Origin of the sequence: Faecalibacterium sp. BIOML-A1 (genome assembly GCF_009679715.1) — a bacterium.
Taxonomy (GTDB): Bacteria; Bacillota; Clostridia; order Oscillospirales; family Ruminococcaceae; genus Faecalibacterium; species Faecalibacterium taiwanense.
Window position 1 is genome coordinate 97,254 of the sequence record NZ_WKZJ01000004.1, and the last position, 18,979, is coordinate 116,232.

General features: G+C 54.6%; 19 protein-coding genes. 11 read left to right on the top strand and 8 right to left on the bottom strand.

What is annotated here, in order from left to right; translation table 11 throughout:
- Position 1: 1 nt before the first annotated feature.
- Genes GKG36_RS06545 through yqeB form a run of 3 tightly spaced genes read left to right on the top strand, consistent with a single transcriptional unit; the run spans position 2 to position 2,125 of the window.
- Complete coding sequence (locus GKG36_RS06545) at positions 2-232, top strand: DUF3343 domain-containing protein (RefSeq protein WP_097775510.1); 231 nt, start codon at positions 2-4, stop codon at positions 230-232.
- Positions 233-257: 25 nt separating this feature from the next.
- Positions 258-1,313, top strand: a complete 1,056-nt coding sequence (locus GKG36_RS06550) for an XdhC/CoxI family protein (protein ID WP_154259824.1) — start codon at positions 258-260, stop codon at positions 1,311-1,313.
- Positions 1,310-2,125 (top strand): selenium-dependent molybdenum cofactor biosynthesis protein YqeB, encoded by an 816-nt coding sequence (gene yqeB / locus GKG36_RS06555; protein WP_154259826.1) that lies wholly within the window; start codon positions 1,310-1,312, stop codon positions 2,123-2,125. The genes GKG36_RS06550 and yqeB overlap by 4 nt, the downstream gene beginning before the upstream one ends.
- A gap of 73 nt (positions 2,126-2,198) precedes the next feature.
- On the opposite strand, the gene GKG36_RS06560 is transcribed toward yqeB, so the two are convergent.
- Entirely contained in the window at positions 2,199-2,393 is a 195-nt protein-coding gene (locus GKG36_RS06560) for a DUF3873 family protein (protein ID WP_005942104.1), read from the bottom strand.
- A gap of 356 nt (positions 2,394-2,749) precedes the next feature.
- Here GKG36_RS06560 and GKG36_RS06565 point away from each other — a divergent pair, with 356 nt between their 5' ends.
- From GKG36_RS06565 to GKG36_RS06590, 6 genes are all read left to right on the top strand, one after another.
- On the top strand, positions 2,750-3,709 hold the full coding sequence (locus GKG36_RS06565) for a PhoH family protein (RefSeq protein WP_005942102.1): 960 nt from the start codon (positions 2,750-2,752) through the stop codon (positions 3,707-3,709).
- A 53-nt stretch (positions 3,710-3,762) separates the two neighbouring features.
- The gene (gene ybeY, locus GKG36_RS06570; protein ID WP_097775507.1) at positions 3,763-4,254 is read left to right on the top strand and encodes an rRNA maturation RNase YbeY; all 492 of its coding nucleotides are present in this window, start codon (positions 3,763-3,765) and stop codon (positions 4,252-4,254) included.
- Positions 4,255-4,300: 46 nt separating this feature from the next.
- A complete protein-coding gene (era, locus tag GKG36_RS06575; protein WP_154255692.1) occupies positions 4,301-5,239 on the top strand; it encodes a GTPase Era in 939 nt (312 codons plus the stop codon).
- 194 nt (positions 5,240-5,433) lie between these two features.
- The gene (recO, locus tag GKG36_RS06580) at positions 5,434-6,180 is read left to right on the top strand and encodes a DNA repair protein RecO (RefSeq protein WP_044953693.1); all 747 of its coding nucleotides are present in this window, start codon (positions 5,434-5,436) and stop codon (positions 6,178-6,180) included.
- Positions 6,181-6,195: 15 nt separating this feature from the next.
- Positions 6,196-8,607 carry an endonuclease MutS2 gene (locus tag GKG36_RS06585; protein WP_154259828.1) on the top strand — a complete coding sequence of 804 codons (2,412 nt, stop codon included), beginning with the start codon at positions 6,196-6,198 and terminating at the stop codon, positions 8,605-8,607.
- A 109-nt stretch (positions 8,608-8,716) separates the two neighbouring features.
- Positions 8,717-9,583: an N-acetylmuramoyl-L-alanine amidase gene (locus GKG36_RS06590; RefSeq protein ID WP_154259830.1), complete on the top strand. Its 867-nt coding sequence runs from the start codon at positions 8,717-8,719 to the stop codon at positions 9,581-9,583.
- 599 nt (positions 9,584-10,182) lie between these two features.
- Here the strand turns inward: GKG36_RS06590 and GKG36_RS06595 are convergent.
- From GKG36_RS06595 to queA, 7 genes are all read right to left on the bottom strand, one after another.
- Entirely contained in the window at positions 10,183-11,388 is a 1,206-nt protein-coding gene (locus tag GKG36_RS06595) for a tyrosine-type recombinase/integrase (RefSeq protein ID WP_154259832.1), read from the bottom strand.
- An 11-nt stretch (positions 11,389-11,399) separates the two neighbouring features.
- Complete coding sequence (gene radA / locus GKG36_RS06600; RefSeq protein ID WP_082210849.1) at positions 11,400-12,812, bottom strand: DNA repair protein RadA; 1,413 nt, start codon at positions 12,810-12,812, stop codon at positions 11,400-11,402.
- An 84-nt stretch (positions 12,813-12,896) separates the two neighbouring features.
- Entirely contained in the window at positions 12,897-13,637 is a 741-nt protein-coding gene (locus tag GKG36_RS06605; RefSeq protein WP_154259834.1) for a hypothetical protein, read from the bottom strand.
- Positions 13,638-13,662: 25 nt separating this feature from the next.
- Positions 13,663-14,058: a TIGR04086 family membrane protein gene (locus GKG36_RS06610; RefSeq protein WP_154259836.1), complete on the bottom strand. Its 396-nt coding sequence runs from the start codon at positions 14,056-14,058 to the stop codon at positions 13,663-13,665.
- A 75-nt stretch (positions 14,059-14,133) separates the two neighbouring features.
- Entirely contained in the window at positions 14,134-14,445 is a 312-nt protein-coding gene (gene yajC / locus GKG36_RS06615; RefSeq protein WP_005942086.1) for a preprotein translocase subunit YajC, read from the bottom strand.
- A gap of 73 nt (positions 14,446-14,518) precedes the next feature.
- Positions 14,519-15,664 (bottom strand): tRNA guanosine(34) transglycosylase Tgt, encoded by a 1,146-nt coding sequence (tgt, locus tag GKG36_RS06620; RefSeq protein WP_005942084.1) that lies wholly within the window; start codon positions 15,662-15,664, stop codon positions 14,519-14,521.
- A 97-nt stretch (positions 15,665-15,761) separates the two neighbouring features.
- Entirely contained in the window at positions 15,762-16,790 is a 1,029-nt protein-coding gene (gene queA / locus GKG36_RS06625; protein WP_005942082.1) for a tRNA preQ1(34) S-adenosylmethionine ribosyltransferase-isomerase QueA, read from the bottom strand.
- Positions 16,791-16,960: 170 nt separating this feature from the next.
- On the opposite strand from queA, the gene asd reads away from it, so the two are divergent.
- Together asd and dapA are read left to right on the top strand one after the other, a co-directional pair.
- Positions 16,961-18,043 carry an aspartate-semialdehyde dehydrogenase gene (asd, locus tag GKG36_RS06630; protein WP_005942078.1) on the top strand — a complete coding sequence of 361 codons (1,083 nt, stop codon included), beginning with the start codon at positions 16,961-16,963 and terminating at the stop codon, positions 18,041-18,043.
- A gap of 42 nt (positions 18,044-18,085) precedes the next feature.
- Positions 18,086-18,979, top strand: a complete 894-nt coding sequence (dapA, locus tag GKG36_RS06635; RefSeq protein ID WP_154259838.1) for a 4-hydroxy-tetrahydrodipicolinate synthase — start codon at positions 18,086-18,088, stop codon at positions 18,977-18,979.

Consider the following 18,979-nt stretch of genomic DNA (forward strand, 5'->3'; position numbering starts at 1 on the left):
TATGCGCATCAAAAAAACTTATATTGTTCTTTCATTCCGCACGACGCTGGATGCCATGGAATGGGAAAAGCAGTGCCTTGCGGAGAAGGTTCCGGGCAGGCTCATCCCACTGCCGCGCGAGATCTCCGCAGGCTGCGGCCTTGCCTGGCGGATGCTGCCGGAAGAATTTGAGCAGTGGCAGAACCGGCTGGACCCGGCACGTTACGATCAGGCCGCAGCAGTAGAACAGTAATAAAGATAAAACAGGAGAATGACGCATGGGTAAAATGCCGCTTTATACAATGCTGCAAAAAGCCCGTTCTGCGGGCGGCTGGACGATGGTGGCCCAGTTAGAGGGCGATGCCGCGGGGAGCCAGCTGCTTTTGCTGGAGGGCAGGCCTGTGTGGCAGAGGGGAGACAGCACCGTACTGCTGCAGCACCTGACAGAACTGCAGGGCTGCACAGCAGCTGGTATCCACTCTGTTGCAGGCACAGACATCTTTGCGGAGCGCTTTGGCGCGGTGCCGCAGCTGGTAGTCTGCGGCGGTGGACATGTGGCTGCAGCCGTTGTGCAGCTTGCAAAGCTGCTGGGCCTGACGGTCCTTGCAATGGATGACCGCGAGGAATATGCACAGCAGCTGCGGCTGGCCGGAGCCGATAGAGTGCTCTGCCTGCCGTTTGATAAAGCGCTTGCGCAGGTACCTGACGGCGCAGAGACTTATTTTGTGGTCGTCACCCGGGCACATGCATTTGATGTGGACTGCCTGAAGGTGATATTAAAAAAGCCTGCAGCCTATGTTGGCATGATGGGCAGCCGCGGGCGTGCCGCACTGGTGCGCCGTCAACTTCTGGAAGCCGGTATCGATGCCGAAAGAGTGGAGGCGTTGTACGCCCCCATCGGGCTTTCCATCGGCTCACAGACGGCAGAGGAGATCGCACTTTCCATTCTGGCACAGATCGTATCGATCAAGAATGCGCGTCCGCAGACGGAGGGCTTTTCATCTGCCCTTCTGGAAGCCATGGCTCAGACAGATGCCGCCGGGCAGCAGGCGGTGCTTGCCGTGATTGCGGCGCGGCACGGCTCTACGCCGCGGGAAATCGGCGCAAAAATGCTGGTTCGCACAGACGGCTCTATTGTGGGCAGCGTGGGCGGCGGTATTATGGAGCACCGCACCATTCTGGCTGCACAGGAAATGCTGACGGGAGCTGCTCCGGCGTATCAACGGCTGCATTTTTCGGCAGACGGCAAAAATGATGATGCAGCAATTGCTGCCTGCGGTGGGTCTATGGAGATCGTATTGACTCGACTCCAGCCCGGAGAGGAGATCAAATGAAGAAGGATGCACTGATCCTTGTGCGCGGCGGCGGCGACCTTGCTACCGGCACCATTCACCGGCTGTGGAGCGCAGGCCTGCGTGTGCTGGTGCTGGAAGCGGAGCATCCGGCGGCGATCCGGCGGCAGGTTTCTCTGTGCGAAGCCGTTTATGAAGGTGAGACCGCCGTTGAAGGTCTGCGTGCGGTACGGATCGAAACTCTGGCGCAGGCAGAAGAAATCTGGAAACAGAATGCCGTTCCTGTTCTGGTAGACCCGCAAGGAAAAAGCATTGCGCCCGCAAAGCCGGATGTCCTTGTGGATGCGATCCTTGCCAAAAAGAATCTTGGCACAACGCGGGATATGGCACCCCTGACCATTGCACTCGGCCCCGGTTTCACGGCCGGGCAGGATGTGGATGTGGTGGTGGAGACCAAACGCGGCCACCGGCTGGGACGCATCATTCGGGAAGGCAGTGCCATCCCTGATAACGGCATTCCCGGAATCGTTGGAGGCTACGGAAAAGAGCGCGTGATCCATGCCGGCACGGCCGGTATATTTATGGATCTCCGCAAAATTGGAGATATCGTGGAAGCGGGTGAGACCATTGCGCAGATCCGCACGGCAGATGGTGCCATGATTTCTGTGACCACGCAGATCACGGGCATTCTGCGCGGACTTCTGCGCAGCAGTTATCCGGTAACGCCCGGTTTTAAGGTGGCCGATATAGACCCCCGCAAAGAGGAACTTTCCAACTGTTTTCTCATTTCGGATAAGGCCCGCTGCATCGCGGGCAGTGTGCTGGAACTTGTCTGCGCTCAACTGTGGAAATAAACCTGTAAAAAGCAAAAACCTCCGCTTCCCAGCGGCAGTACCGACAGGGAAGCGGAGGTTTCTATTTTTCATTTCAGTTGCGGTAACAGCGGTCCTGACCTACCAGCCAGTCCTCACACAGGCGCTGGGCTTCCTCCAAACTGCGGCTCTCGCAGTCGAAGAATGCACCGTGCATCGAGCGATAGGAGTAGTGAACTCTCGGAATACCGTTGCCATCCTTGAAGCGTTCGCAGCGTTCTTCACCGGGCATCAGAAAAAGTTGTTCCATGGTTCCTTCTCCTTTGATTTCAGTATTCCGGAGCGGCCGGCCGGGTGCAAGCCGCACAACGCTTGCTATTGTAGCACGCAGGGGAGAAGTTTGCTATTGTCTTTTTGGCCAAAGATATGTTTTGTTTTTCTCTGTGGTTGTGGCACAAAAGGGCTTGACAAGATCATTCGTACAGGATGCATTCCTGTTCCTGCATTTTCTTTTTTTGCCGCTGACGCTTTGCATGGGCAGCTGCCTTGGCGTATGAAAAAACCGATGGAACGGATGAAAATATTTTGTGTACTTTTCACAGTTTTCTTCTCGAGATTTTGGTGGTACAATAGAAGCATTAAAATATATCCTTTCAGGAGGAGCACATGGCAGAAAAGAATATTGAACTGGATAGTGTAGAGGTCGCCGCAGCTGTTTTTGGCAACTGCGACCGGAACATCCGTCTGCTGGAGAACGAATTTTCTGTTACGGCGGTCTGCCGGGGCACGCAGCTGCGGCTTTCAGGCGAACCGGCCAATGTTGCCGCGGCCAGCCGCGCTGTGGAGGGAATGCTGCTTCTGATCGAGAATCATACACCGCTGGAAGACCAGACCGTGCGCTACTGCATCAGTCTGGCGCACGACGGAGCAGAAAAGCGGGTCAAGGAACTGACCGAAGATTTTGTTACCGTAACGGTCAAGGGACGGCCGATCCGGCCCAAAACACTGGGCCAGAAGGAATATCTCAATGCCATCCGCACCAATGCCATCACCTTTGGCGTTGGCCCGGCGGGTACCGGCAAGACCTATCTGGCCGTTGCCATGGCGGTAAAGGCTTTTAAAGCCAAGGATGTTTCCCGCATCGTGCTCACCCGCCCGGCAGTGGAAGCAGGTGAAAAGCTGGGCTTTCTGCCCGGTGATCTGCAGCAGAAGGTAGACCCTTATCTGCGCCCGCTGTATGACGGCCTGTTTGATATGCTGGGTGCCGAAACTTACGAGCGCCTTGTGGAAAAGCAGATCATTGAGGTTGCACCGCTTGCCTATATGCGCGGACGCACGCTGGATGATTCCTTTATCATTCTGGATGAGGCACAGAACACCACACCGGAGCAGATGAAAATGTTCCTCACACGTATGGGTGTCGGCTCCAAGGTGGTGGTTACCGGTGATGTGACCCAGATCGATCTGCCGGAACGCACCCGCAGCGGTCTTGTGGATGCACTGCACGTGCTTAAAAATGTAAATGGGATTGCACAGTGCTATTTTACTGAGAAAGATGTTGTGCGCCACCGTCTTGTGCAGGAGATTATCAAGGCTTACGAAAAGGCTGCACACCCTGAAAAATAAAATCACCAGAATTCATATAAAGCCATCAAAAACAGAAAGGAGTGGACTGATTTATGTCCAATAAAGTTTTGATCACCAATTCACAGAAGGCCGTCAAGGTTCCTTCCGGTCTGCGCATTCTCATCCGCCGTGCCTGTAATGCCGTGCTGGAGTATGAGCATTTTGAAGCTCCTGCAGAGATCAGCGTGACCTTTGTGGATAACGCCGCCATTGCTGAGCTGAACAACCAGTACCGCAACAAGCCCATGCCCACCGACGTGCTGAGCTTCCCTCTGGGTGTAGACGGCAAATATGATGTTGACGAGAACAACGGCTGCAAAATGCTGGGTGACATCGTCATCAGTATGGAGCGTGCACAGGAGCAGGCAAACCTCTACGGCCATCCGCTGCAGCGTGAGGTGGCGTTCCTGACGGTGCACTCCATGCTGCACCTGCTGGGCTACGACCACGAAAATGGCGGTCTGGAAGCCATGCGGATGCGTGAGAAAGAGGAAGCTGTTCTGCTGCAGCTGGGCCTGCCGCGCACCGTAAGCTATACCGAGTAATAGATTCACCGTGCGGTTGCCGCACAATACAGACAGGAGCTAGATTTTGAGTAACGCTACACCCATTCAGGGGCATTATGATACTTCTTCCGTTTTTGTGGCTGTCATTGGCCGTCCCAATGTAGGCAAATCCAGTCTGACCAACCTTCTGGTTGGCGAAAAGGTAGCCATCGTCACTTCCAAGCCGCAGACCACCCGTACCCGCATTACCGGCGTGATCACCCGCGGGCCGCTGCAGTATGTGCTGCTGGATACACCCGGTGTGCACAAGGCACGCAACAAACTGGGTAAACGGATGGATAAGACTGCCAGCGATTCCATTGCAGATGTGGATGTTTCCATGATGCTGTTTGAGCCTTACGGCGCACTGAATGAATCGGAAATGGTGCTGGTGGATATGCTGCGCAGCAGCGGCGGCCCGGCAATTGCAGTCATCAACAAGACCGACCTTGTCAAGGAGCCTGCTGATCTGGAAGCCCGCAAAGAAGAGCTGAAGGCATTGGGTGTATTCGACGATATCTACACCATCAGCGTCCGTGATAACGACGGCTGCGAAGTGCTGTTCGATGCTTTGAGCCGCTATGCTGTGGAAGGCCCGCATTATTTTGATGATGATGCCTACACGGATATGCCGGAAAAGGAGCTTGTGGCGGAGGTCATCCGTGAAAAGGCCCTGCTGTTCATGCGCGACGAGATCCCCCATGGCATTGCTGTTGTGGTGGAGCGCTTCAAAGAGCGCCCGGGCACCGACCTGATCGATATTGATGTAAATATCTACTGCGAGCGCGAAAGCCACAAGGGCATGGTCATTGGAAAAGGCGGTGCAATGCTGAAAAAAATTGCCAGTGCTGCCCGTGCAGACTGCGAAGAGTTTTTGGGCTGCCGCGTCAATCTGCAGTGCTGGGTAAAGGTAAAATCCGATTGGCGCGATAACGAGTTCCTGCTGAACAACTTTGGCTTCAAGCAGAACACCAATAACCGCTGACACTTGCCAAAGCAGGACAGAATTCCCTTGGATGAACGGTTAAAATAAACCTGACACTATCCGTAACAGGGAAGAGGTGCTGCAAATGGATGCACAAGCAAGCTGGCAGGCGTTTGCCTGCACGGGAAACATTCTTCGTTATCTCGATTATAAACAACAGCGGCCGGAAGAAACCCCGGCAGAGGACCAAGAAAATGGAAGCCTTTGTAACCACGGGTCTGGTGCTGAAGGAGACCCGCTATAAGGAATCGGACCGCATTCTGACGATCCTGACACCGGAACTGGGCGTGATCTCGGCAGCAGCGCAGAGCAGCCTGCGGCTGAAGAGCAAGCTGTTCAGCGCGTGCGGGCTGTTCTGCTACTCCGAGTTCACACTGGTGCCGGGCCGCAACATGTACACTGTGCGGGAAGCAGAAGTGAAAAATGTCTTTCACGGCATCTCGTCCAGCATTGAGGGCATGAGTCTTGCCATGTATATGGCTGAAATGGCAATGACCCTTTCGCCCACCGGGCAGGAGGCACAGCGGGAGCTTCGGCTGCTGCTCAACTGTTTCTATATGATCAGCGAGAGCAAAACGGATCTGCGGGTGATCAAGGCCGTGTTTGAACTGCGTACCATGAGCGAGTGCGGCTTTATGCCGCAGATCGTGTGCTGCCGCGATTGCAGCGCCTATGATGGTGCTGCGTTCTATCTGGATGTGCAGGAAGGCCATCTGCTCTGTGCAGACTGCGCCGCAAAAGCAGGAAAGACCTGCAACCTTGATCAGGGCGCACTGTATGCGCTGCGGCACATCTGCCTTGTGGACGACAAAAAAATATTTGCATTCAAAATTTCTGTGGGCAGTCTGGAAAAGCTTTCCGCAGTGGCAGAGCGCTATGCACTGACCCACATGGACAAGCCTTTGAAAAGCTATGACTTTTTAAAGACCCTGCTGCCCTGAGCATAAAGGGAACCTATGGAAACAAGTTACTTAAAAACTCTGGAACTGGATAAGATCGTCGCCCGTGCCGCAGAGGGCTGCGTGTGCAAGGAAGCGCGCGAAATGCTGCTTGCCACTCAGCCGCAGTGCGACCCGGACGAGGTGCGCTATGCGCTGGAACAGACCGATGCCATCAACACCCTGCTGATCAAAAACGGCTCCCCGCGCTTTGGCGGCGTGGAGAATGTCAGTCAGCTGGCGGCCCGCGCCGTAAAAGGCGGCGTACTTTCAATGGGCGAGCTGTTGATGGTGGCTGGTGCACTGCGCAATTTTCAGAATCTTTCAAGCTGGTATGGTGCTTCGGAGCACGACGCTCTGCCTACAGACGATCTGTTCTATGCGCTGGCACCGCAGCCGGGCCTGGAACAGCAGATCTCCAGCGCCATTCTGGCACCGGATGCCATGGCAGACACGGCCTCTTATACCCTGAACGATCTGCGCAAAAAGATCCGCGCAACGGAGAACAGCATCCGTGACCGTCTGGAGAGCATGGTCCGCAATATGGATACCTCCAAGTATCTACAGGAAAGCGTGGTTTCCATGCGCAATGGCCGGTATGTTGTGCCGGTCAAGAGCGAATACCGCGGTGAGGTGAGCGGCATTATTCATGATGTTTCGTCTACCGGAGCCACCGTCTTTGTGGAGCCGCAGGCCGTTGTGGAAGCCAATGCCCGCATTTTGCAGTACCGTGCGCAGGAAGCGCAGGAGATCGAGCGCATTCTGGTGGCCTTTACCGCACAGGTGGCCGCCATTGAGCCGCAGTTCCAGTACAGCTACAAGGCTATGCTGGAGATCGATGTTCTGCTGGCAAAGGCACGGCTGGCTTTGGATCTCAAGGCATTCAAGCCTGCTGTCCGCACCGACGATTCCTTCTCGCTGATCCGTGCGCGCCACCCGCTGATCGATCCTAAAAAGTGCGTGCCTGTGGATATTGCTCTGGGCAGAGATTACGATTCGCTGATCATCACCGGACCGAACACCGGTGGCAAAACTGTCACCTTGAAAACAGCGGGCCTGCTGTGCGCCATGGCGCAGTGCGGCTTTCTGATCCCGGCTGACGAGCGCAGCGAGATCTGCGTATTTGACGAATTTCTGGTGGATATCGGCGATGAACAGAGCATTGAGCAGAGCCTTTCCACCTTCTCCGGTCATATGAAAAAGATCACCGGCATTCTGGAGCTTGCCATGCCGCACACACTGGTGCTGCTGGACGAGCTTGGTGCCGGTACCGACCCCGCCGAAGGTGCTGCGCTGGCTGTGGCCATCATTGAAGAGCTGCGCCGCCGCGGCGTGCTGCTGATGGCCACCACTCACTACGCTGAGCTGAAGGTGTTTGCTCTGGAAACCAAGGGCGTTGTCAATGCCAGCTGTGAGTTTGATCTGGAAACGCTGCGCCCGACCTATAAGCTGAGCGTCGGCGTGCCGGGCAAATCCAATGCGTTCCTCATCAGCGAAAAGTTGGGCATCCCGGAGCGCGTGATCGAAGCGGCACAGCAGCATCTTTCCGCAGAGGATAAGCGTCTGGATGCCGTTCTGGGACAGCTGGATGATCTGAAGCTGCAGCTGAAGGAAAGCCAGAACGAGGTGGAAGAGCTGAAAAATGAAGCTTCCCACCAGCTGGAAGCCGCGCAGAAAAAGCGTGATGAGCTGATCCGTCAGGGCGAAAATGAACTGGAAGCTGCCCGTGCCAAGGCTCGTGCGCTGGCACAGCAGGTGGAAAGTCAGGCTTACGCCCTGACCGACGAACTGCGTCAGCTGCAGAAGGACGAGCGCATGAGCACCCAGCAGAAAGCTCAGCGCGCCCGCGAGATCGCCAAAAAAGAATCGGAAAAGCTGTTTATCGGCTCCGAGGCTGTGCATAACCCCGTCAAGGAATTTGTGCCGCTGAAAGAGGTCAAGGTAGGGCAGGAGGTCTGCATTGCAGAGCTGAACCAGCTGGCCACCGTATTGGCCTTGCCGGATAAAAACGGCGATGTTCTGGTGCGTGCAGGCATCATCAAGACCAAAGTTCCGCTCAAGGGCTTGAAACAGCCGGAAAAGCTGGTCAAGGAAAAGAAACCGCAGACTAAAGCACAGCAACGCTATTCCCGCCTGACCGGCGATGCCAACCGCCCGAACGGCAGGGTAGAGAGGGTACAGCGTTCCGCCAAGATGGAATGCAATCTGCTGGGCCTGACGGTGGACGAAGCGCTGCCGGAGGTGGATTCCTTTATCGACCGTGCCATCCTGAACGGACAGACAGTGGTTTATCTGATCCACGGCAATGGAACCGGTGCGCTGCGCACAGCTATCCACAAGCATCTGCGCGGCAACCGCATGGTCAAAAGCTTCCGTCTGGGCCGTTATGGCGAGGGTGAAAGCGGCGTGACCGTGGTAGAGCTGAAATAAAGAAAAAGCTATCCGAAGGATTTTTCGGGTAGCTTTTTCTCACATTGAAGGAATTTGCAGAGCAGAATCGTATTCTATAAAGAATGCTAATATAAGGATGTAAGCCAAAATGGCAAAACGATATTCCAATGCCGCGCACTCAAAAAGACGAAAACAGACTTCTCATGTGCTCAAAAATACGGTCATTCTGCTTTTTTGCGCAGTGGGCATCTGGTTTGGCAGCTCACTCTGGCATGCAGCGCTGACTCTGCAGACAGCTCAGCCAGCGGAAAGCATCGCCGGTGAAGAATTCCGTCCGCAGGTCGGTGATCCGCCTTACCGCGTGGTGATCGATGCTGGGCACGGTGGTACAGACCCGGGTGCAAGGGGAGTGATCGAAGAAAAAGATATGACCGCAGCAACCGCCTCGGAACTGATCCGGCTGCTGCAGCAGGACTCTAATTTTATTCCGCTGCAGACCCGTGACAGCTTTGATGAAACCGCTACGCCCGCCCAGCGTGCCGCCAGAGCGGACGAACAGGCACCGCAGCTGCTGCTTTCCATCCACGGCAACTCAGCTGCAAATGGCTCCACTGCATCCGGCTTTGAGTGCTATCCGACAGTGCCGGGCCGGACTTGGCATCAGGAAAGCTTTTACTTTGCGCAACTGCTTGCCAAAGGAATGCAGGCTGCAGGAGCATCTCTGCGTGGGCGCGGGGGAGTCCGATACATTTATTATCTGGAAAACGATCAGAAGCAACTGGTGGAAAGTACCCACACCGAGGTGCGTGCAGAGCGAAGCTTTACGTTGCTGGAAGATGTAAATTGTCCGGCAGTGCTGGCAGAGCAATGCTTTGTAACGAATGAAGCAGATGTTGCACAGTTCGGCAGCGAAGAAGGTTGTAAAAAAACAGCCCGCGTTTATTACGAAGCGATCTGTGCATACTTTGGCACCCAGCCGCAGGCCGAGCAGCTTGCCGGATTCACTTTAAATTAAAAAGTATCAGCATAGCATCACCAAGGGAGAAGAAGCGATAACATTCTGAACCCAACACCATACAGCCATCAGTATTTTAAGACCGCTGAACTCATAACCAGAAGAGAAGGGCGGTCTTATTTTTTGATTGCATAATTTTCGTATAATGCACGTTATGCGAAATGCGGGGAAGCGAAAAATCTCTATTTTCCTGAATCTGGCCTTTTTCCGCGACCTGCGGATCTGCAGCCATCTGTAATACCGTATGATTCAACTTTTGCGTTTTTTATATTTTTGTGTCTCATTAGTATTTTGGTGCTACAATCTTTTTATGGACTTACAAATTACAAAAGCTGCACAGTCTGCCGCTGCCATGCGCGCTTGCATTTTATTTTTCCAGATTCTCTTTTTATGTTGATATAAGTTCTGTGATCATTCTGATCTTTTTATTTTTCTGTGAACGACCATTTGCTCGTGCGATTTCAAATCGCTGGCCAGATCACAGCTTATCATTCCATTATTTATATAAATATATCTATAAAAATACCGCCGATGACATGTCCGCACCTTGGACGCGTCACAGACGGTATCGTTCCATTTTATGGGTATTCTTATGTGGTTCAGAAATTTCCGTTTCCAGCGTTCGCATCAGGCTTCATTGCAAGCACGGAAGCATCCAGCCCGATGCCATCCTGAGCCGCACCCTCAAAGGCTTTCATGGGCACAGACGAAAGTTCCTCATCCAGAGCTGAATCCTCTACTGTCTCCCCTGTTTCCTTTTCTGTTGTATCCAAGATGTGAGAAGATGCTTTGGGCTTTTTGACCTTGCCCAGCGGGTTTTCTTCAATAGCCGCGCGCACCTGAAATTCCTGTAGGTGCGTATAAATTTGTGTGGTAGACACGTTGCTGTGGCCCAAAAGCTGCTTGAGTGTAAGGATGTCTACATTGCCGGTCTGATACATCAGTGTTGCGGCAGTGTGGCGCAGCTTATGTGTGGAAAAGCCTTTTAATCCGGCTGCTTTCATTGCACCGGTCACTAGCTGTTCTACCCTGCGGTTCGAGATACGCTCTTTGCGCCGTCGGGTAATAAAGACCGCCTTTTCCTGCGGCAGAAGCCCCTCCATCGTATTGCGTTTGCCCAGATACAGCCGCAATGCTTCCATGCAGGCATCATTCAGATAAACCATGCGCTCCTTGTGGCCCTTGCCAAACAGGCGTATCTGGCGGTTTTCCAAATCAATGTCGTCCAGATTCATGCCGACAAGCTCTGCCAGACGCATTCCACAGTTCAAAAACAGCGTCACCATGCAATAATCCCGCTCCGGAAAATCGCTTTGGGTCTGCGTGCTTTCCAATAACTCCATGGACTGCTCCGCCGTCAGATATTTGGGCAGTACCTTATCCTGTTTGGGTGGGTGGATGGCCGCAGTCGGATCTGCATCCAGCCGGTTGACCTGATTAACCAGGTAATCATAAAAGCCGTGCAGGCTTGCCAGCCGCCGGGCCGTTGAGGACTTTTTGTTGCCGCACTCGCGGTTTAAAAAGTACAGATATTCGTAGATATCCTCCTTTGTTACGGAGGCCCAGAATGCGGTGTCCAGCCCTTTGGGGTCGATATCCTTCATCTCGCTGTCTTCGGGCACAAGCCCACGGCGGCGCTTCATAAAACGGCTGAATCCGCGTAGATCACAGTAGTAGCTGAACGCCGTGTTTGCGCTTTTGCCCGCGATCACTTCCAGATAGCGGACGTATTCTACAATGTCCGGCGCAGCATCATCGAAGGGCTTGTGCTTGCCGGGATTTTTCTCGTCCAGATAGATCGACATTGTTTTTCCTCTTATAAACGGTCAGATTTCAGGGCATTGATCGCATCGGTGATATAAGCCGCGCCGATCAGCTGCATTCCAGGATAATCTGCCGGACTCAGATGATTCAGGCTGTGCTTCGGGATCACCGCACGTTCAAAGCCGATACGCTCTGCCTCATGCAGGCGCTGTTCCAGATTGGGTACGCTGCGCACTTCACCGCCAAGGCCGACCTCGCCAATGGCAATCAGCTTATCGCTGACGGGCCTGTCCAGCAGCGAGGAGACCATACTCAAGCAGACAGAAAGATCACAGGCAGTATCACGCAGCGCAATGCCGCCCACGATGTTGATATATACATCCAGGTTTCCAAAGAAATACCCTGCACGCTTTTCCAGCACAGCGATCAGCAGATTCATGCGGTTGTAGTCGTAGCCGCTGCAGGCACGGCGCGGTGCTGGAAAATTGGTTTTGGTTGCAAGGGCCTGAATTTCGCTCAAAATGGGACGGCTACCCTCCATGGTACAGGCCACACAGTTGCCGGAAACGCCAAGAGGACGGCCTTCCAGCAGCATCTGTGAAGGGTTTTCGATCTCAGCAAGGCCCTGCCCCGTCATATCAAACATGCCCAGCTCATTGGTGGAGCCATAACGGTTCTTGGCCGCACGCAGGATGCGGTACGGCAGCATTTTATCGCCCTCAAAGTAAAGCACCGTATCCACGATATGCTCCATGACTTTGGGGCCTGCAATGGCACCGTCCTTGTTCACATGGCCCACAATGAACATGGGGATCTCCTGCTTTTTGGCCACGGCCAGCAGGCGGGCCGCACTTTCCTTGACCTGACTTACTGTACCGGCGGAGGACGAGATATCCATGCAGCGCATCGTCTGGATGGAGTCGATGACCACGAGATCCGGCTTTTCTTTTTCGATCAGGCCGCAGATCTCGTCCACATCATTCTCCGCTGCCAGAAAGATGTTATCCTGCGGCACTTTCAGCCGGGCAGCGCGCAGCTTGACCTGCCGCACCGATTCCTCGCCAGTGATATACAAAACGCTGTGCTGGTTGGAAATGGCACCGCACAGCTGCAGAAGCATAGTAGATTTGCCCACACCCGGCTCACCGCTCAAAAGCACAACGCCGCCCAGCACAATGCCGCCGCCAAGTACACGGTCCAGCTCCGAAATGCCGGTCAGAATACGGCTTTTTTCTTCGGTCATGCTGATCTCAGAAAGGCGTTTTGCGGTCAGGGTGGTCACCCCTTCCGGGCGGGCGGCTGCCGCCTGTTTGGCTGCGGCAGTACCTGCTTTGGGGGCTTCCGCTACAACGTCCTCGTTCATCGTGTTCCAGCTGCCGCAGCTTGGGCAGCGGCCCATCCAGCGGGGGCTTGTCTCGCCGCAGTTGGAACACACATATACAGTTTTCAGTTTTGGTTCCTTCATCAAAAAAGCTCCTGTTACATTGTCTTGGCTTTATTATTCTCTATTGTAGCATATAACAAGCAAACCCGCAAGAAAAGCCCTTGCTCAAAGCCTGCTTCCAATGCTTGCAAGCGCTGCAGAAATGCCGCACAGCGGCACAAATAACGTCAGCGTCAGCAGATACTGCCGGATGAATCCATGTGGCCGGACGATCTCCCGGTCAGGCCCTGCTGCAAAAAAGGAACAGACGCGGATCTGGCTGCTCACCCGCAGAGAATCTGTGCCGAGCGTGCACAGCCCTGCAGAAGCAGCTGCCGCAGGCAGAAATGCAAGCAGCAGAAGCCACGTTTCCTTTTTCAGTGCCGTGTCGGAAAGCAGCTGCACAAACAGCGTCCCGTTTCCCAGCCCATAGAACATCGTAAACAAAAAGATCAAAACCGGCCCCAGTGCGGAAAAGCCCATCAGGAACAGAAGGGTCGCGGCCGCAGCCAGCGTAAGATATTCCATTCCGAAAAGGCTGGCCGCAGTATGTGCATTTGCAGCAGCAAACAGGCCGCGCCAGCTTTGCAGGTAATATTGCAGCCAGTCCGGCCGCTGCTTTTCGCAGAAAGCCAGAAGCACGCCAGCTGAGCCAGAGCCGATCAGAAAGGCACAGACGAGCAGCCAGCAGGTTTTCTGCCGGGTTTCCGTGTGATGTCTCTGCAGCGGTGAAGGCACTTCCGGTGCGGATCGTTCTGGCGGCAGTGTTTTCTGCGGCTGCGGCAGAAGCGCAGCTTCACCTGTGGGAAGCTGCTGCGCGGCTTCTGGCAAATGCGCTGGCGTTCCTGTTTGCTGATAGACCCACATGATCGAACCTCCTCGTTTTATTTGTTCAGCTGCGGCGCTTTTTCTCCCGGGTCACCATGCCCAGCAATCCGCCAATACTGCCGCACAGGATCAGCACAGCAAACCGCAGCAGCGGCGGCTCTTCCGTAAGCGTACCGGAAGGAACGCTGAGCACCACGAGCAATGCCGCATAAAACAGGCCCTGTACAAGCCCGCACAGCAGGCCGCGTTCCTTTTTGCAAAATGCAGCGATCCAACCGCTGCAAAGGCTCCCTGCACCAACGGCTGCTGTTGCCAGCGGCGGTGCGGCGGCACCAGAATAACCCTGTGCTGTCATCAGCGCTGCCATTGCGGCCAGCCAGCCCGCTGTGACCATAACGCCGACTGCCCCCGCCAGCAGAAGAACCCGGAGTTCCGCCGGGAAAAGTTTTTTCTCAGACATAAAAACGCGCCTCCCTGCCAGTAATCTATGCAGGAAGACGCGTTTGATATGCTTTTAATTGTTTGAAGAAAAAGCTTACTTCTTGTCAGCCTTGTCCATGTTCAGCTTTTCAACAGCGGAAATTGCAGTCTTGGTGAAGCGGATCTTCACACGGTCAGCACCGGTCTCCAGAACAAAGGTATCGTCCTTGATTGCAACAACACGGCCAATGACACCGCCAATGGTGGTGACCTGATCGCCGATCTCCAGGCTGCTGCGCATTGCGGCATCCTTCTTCTCCTGCTTCTTCTGGGGACGATAGATCATGAAGTACAGCAGAACCAGCATCAGAGCCAGTGTGAAGAACAGGCTGATGTAGCCTTCGGAAGTGGTAGTCAGAAATTGCATGGGGCAAAATCTCCTCTCAAAATTCAGATAAGCTTATTATACCTTTTTAAACGACCTGTTGCAAGGCTTATTCTCAAATTCGGGTATCCAGAAGCTTTACATATTTATCGTGGAAAGCCGTGAAGGTGCCTGCATCCAGCTCATCCCGGATGCGCTCCATCAGATGGTTATAGAACCACAGGTTGTGCATGACGGCAAGGCGCATTCCCAAAATCTCCTCCGCTTTGAACAGGTGGCGGATATAGGCACGGGAATAGCTGCGGCAGACCGGACAGCCACAGGCAGGATCAATAGGGCGTTCATCGCGCTCATACTTTGCATTCTTGATGTTGATGATACCGCCCCAGGTATTCAAGTGGCCGTGGCGTGCATTACGGCTGGGCATCACGCAGTCAAACAGATCCACGCCGCGGGAAACTGCCTCAATGATATTGCCCGGCGTGCCCACGCCCATCAGGTAGCGGATCTTATCCTTGGGCATGTGGGGCTCCACCTGACTGATCATTTCGTACATCACCTCGGTGGGCTCGCCCACAGCCAGACCGCCGATGGCGTAACCGTCCAGATCAAGATCTGCGATCTGCTTCATGTGCTCCACACGCAGATCAGCAAAGGTGCAGCCCTGATTGATGCCAAACAGCAGCTGATCGGGATTCACGGAAATGCCCTCGTGCTTCAGGCGGGCCATTTCAATCTTACAGCGTTTCAGCCAACGGGTCGTTCGTTCGCAGCTGGCCTTGGAATAATCGTGCTGTGCGGGGTTCTCTACGCACTCGTCAAAGGCCATGGCGATGGTAGAACCAAGGTTTGCCTGGATCTGCATACTCTCTTCCGGGCCCATAAAGATGCGGTGGCCGTCCAGATGGGAGGCAAAGGTCACGCCCTCTTCGGTGATCTTGCGCAGCTTTGCCAGACTGAATACCTGAAATCCACCGCTGTCGGTCAGAATGGGGCCGTTCCAGCGGGTAAATTTGTGCAGACCGCCCATATCGGCTACCAGCTTGTCGCCGGGGCGCAGATGCAGGTGGTAGGTGTTGCACAGCATGACCTGTGCGCCAATGTCTTTCAGGTCCTGAGCAGACAACCCGCCCTTGATGGCACCGGCGGTAGCCACGTTCTGAAAAGCGGGCGTCTGCACCGTGCCGTGCACGGTCTTGAACTCGCCCCGCCGGGCGTCGTGTTCCTGCTTGAGCAGCTTATAGGTCGTCAAAGAAGGCATAGTTTTTGTTCCTTTCTGTGCACGGAAAACAGCCGTGCGATCTTCATGAAAAAGCCCGGGATCAGGCTCATCAACAACAGAATAGCGGGAAAAATAATCAAAGAATCAGCATCGCATCGCCAAAAGAGAAGAATCTATAGCGTTCCTCCACAGCCACCTTATAGGCCGCCATGGTCTTTTCGTAGCCATACAGGGCCGACACCAGCATGATAAGGGTGCTTTCCGGCAGGTGGAAGTTGGTGATCAGGCCGTCGATGCAGTTGAACTTCACGCCTGGATACAGGAAGATAGAAGTGTTGCCGCTGCAGGCGCGGATCTCGCCGTACTTTGCGGCAACGGCTTCCAGCGTGCGGCAGCTGGTGGTACCCACGGCGATCACACGATGACCGGCGGCTTTGGTATCGCGGATCATCTGCGCCGTTTTTTCGTCGATGCAGTACCATTCGCTGTGCATTTTGTGATCCGCGATCTCGTCCTCCTGTACAGGGCGGAAGGTGCCCAGACCCACATGCAGGGTCACTTCGGCAATGTTCACGCCCTTGGCACGGATGGTATCCATCAGCTCCGGTGTGAAATGAAGGCCGGCCGTGGGCGCTGCAGCACTGCCAAGCTCCTTTGCGTAAACAGTCTGATACTGGCTCTGATCCTCCAGCTGCTTTGTGATGTAGGGCGGCAGAGGCATTTTGCCAAATTCGTCCAGCTTTTCATAAAGGGTCTCGGTATCGTAATAAAATGTAACGTACTTGTTGCCGTCCTCCATGGTCTCGTCTACCACGGCGGTCAGGCTGCCGTCACCAAAGCTCACCTTCGTGCCGGGCTGCATCCGCTTGCCGGGCTTTGCAAGGCATTCCCACTGGTCGCCTTTGACCTGACGCAGCAAAAGCAGCTCACACACAGCACCGGTTGGCTGCTTGACGCCCACGATGCGGGCAGGCAGGACCTTGGAATTGTTTACCACCAGCAGGTCGCCCGGCTCTAAAAATTCCGGTAGATCGTGGAAGATCTTGTGCTGGATGCTGTCGTCTTTCTGGCTCAGCACCATCAGCCGTGCAGAGTCTCTGGGGTCAGCCGGCTCCTGTGCAATGAGTTCTTTGGGTAAATCATACCAAAAATCTTTTTTTAACATAGCGTGCAATTTGCCTTTCCGATGATTGACACGGACACCGTATCAATGATATCATAAAATCTGTATAAACAGTATCTATTATATTGCATCGCTGTCCGGTTTGCAAGCCGTGAATCTATGTAATAGAAATATTTATTGAGTTCGCTTTCACGAAAGGAAAGGTGCTGGAAATGGAAAAACAGTATAAAGTGGGTATCGTAGGTGCGACTGGTATGGTCGGTCAGCGTTTTGTGACGCTGCTGGAAAATCACCCCTGGTTCAAGCTGACCGTTCTGGCTGCATCCGGCCGCAGCGCCGGCAAGACCTATGAGGAAGCTGTCGGTCCCCGCTGGGCCATGACCTCCCCCATGCCGGAAAGTGTCAAGAAGATGGTAGTTTTGGATGCATCCAAGGTGGAAGAGGTTGCTTCTCAGGTGGATTTTATCTTCTGTGCAGTCAACATGCCCAAGGATGAGATCAAGGCTCTGGAAGAGGCCTATGCAAAGGCTGAGTGCCCGGTGGTGTCCAACAACAGTGCAAACCGCTTTACCCCGGATGTGCCCATGGTGGTGCCCGAGATCAACGCCGACCACATCGAGATCATCCCCGCACAGCGCAAGCGTCTGGGCACCAAGCGCGGCTTTATTGCCGTCAAGTCCAACTGCAGCCTGCAGAGCTATGTTCCCGCCCTGCACCCGTTGATGAAGGATTTTGGTGTCAGCAAGGCTCTGGTGTGCACCTATCAGGCCATTTCCGGTGCAGGTAAGACCTTTGACCGTATGCCCGAGATCGTGGACAACGTGATCCCCTACATCGGCGGCGAGGAAGAAAAGAGCGAGCGCGAGCCGCTCAAGCTGTGGGGCCACATTGAGGGCGACCATATCGTGAACGCCGAAAAGCCGGTGATCACCGCACAGTGCTTCCGCGTGCCTGTCTCCGACGGCCACACCGCTGCCGTGTTTGTAAGCTTTGAGAAGAAGCCCACCAAGGAGCAGATTTTGGAGGCATGGGCAAACTTCCGCGGCCCCGCACAGGAGCTTGACCTGCCCAGCGCACCCAAGCAGTTCCTGCATTACTTCACCGAGCCGGATCGTCCGCAGCCCAAGCTGGACCGCAACACCGAGAACGGCATGGCTGTGTGCATCGGCCGCCTGCGCGAGGACACCCTGTTTGATTACAAGTTTGCCTGCATGAGCCACAACACCCTGCGCGGTGCTGCAGGCGGCGGCGTTCTGCTGGCAGAGCTGCTGGCCGCAAAGGGCTATTTCGACTAAGTATATTTTGCGCAAAAGCGCATACAAAGGAGTTTTTAGTCTATGAAGAATCCTGTCTTTACCGGCGCGGGTGTTGCCATTATCACCCCGATGTACGAGGACGGAAGCATCAACTTTGACGAGCTGGGCCGCATTATTGAGGATCAGATCGCGCACCATACCGATGCCATCATCATCTGCGGCACCACCGGCGAGTGCTCTACTATGACCGATGAGGAGCAGCTTGCCGCCATCAAGTATACGGTGGAGGTTGTCAACCACCGCGTGCCCGTCATTGCAGGCGCTGGCTCCAACGATACTGACCACGGCTGCGCACTGGCCGCAAAGTCTGCCGAATGCGGCGCAGACGCTCTGCTGATGGTGACTCCCTATTACAACAAGACCACGCAGGCTGGTCTGGTTGCTCACTTTACCGCCATGGCTGAGGCCGGAGGCATCCCGGTGATCATGTACAACGTGCCTTCCCGCACCGGCCTGAACATTGCCCCGGAGACTGCTCTGGAACTGAGCAAGCATCCTCTGATCAACGGCATCAAGGAAGCTTCCGGCAACATCTCTCAGGTAGCCAAGATCGCACAGCTGTGCGGCGACGAGCTGAACATTTATTCCGGCAACGACGATCAGGTGGTTCCCCTGCTGGCTCTGGGCGGCAAGGGCGTGATCAGCGTCGTGTCCAATGTCAAGCCGGAGCTGGTGCACAACTGCTGCAAGGCATTCTTTGACGGCGATACCGCAAAGGCCCGTGAGCTGCAGTTGGAAATGCTGCCGCTGGCAGATGCTTTGTTCTGCGAAGTGAACCCCATTCCGGTGAAGTACGCCATGAATGTGCTGGGCTGGGAAGCTGGCGAGTGCCGTCTGCCTCTGGTAGAGCCGAGCGAGGCACACAAGGAGTATATTGAAAAGGCTCTGCGTGCAGAGGGTCTTATTACAGAATAA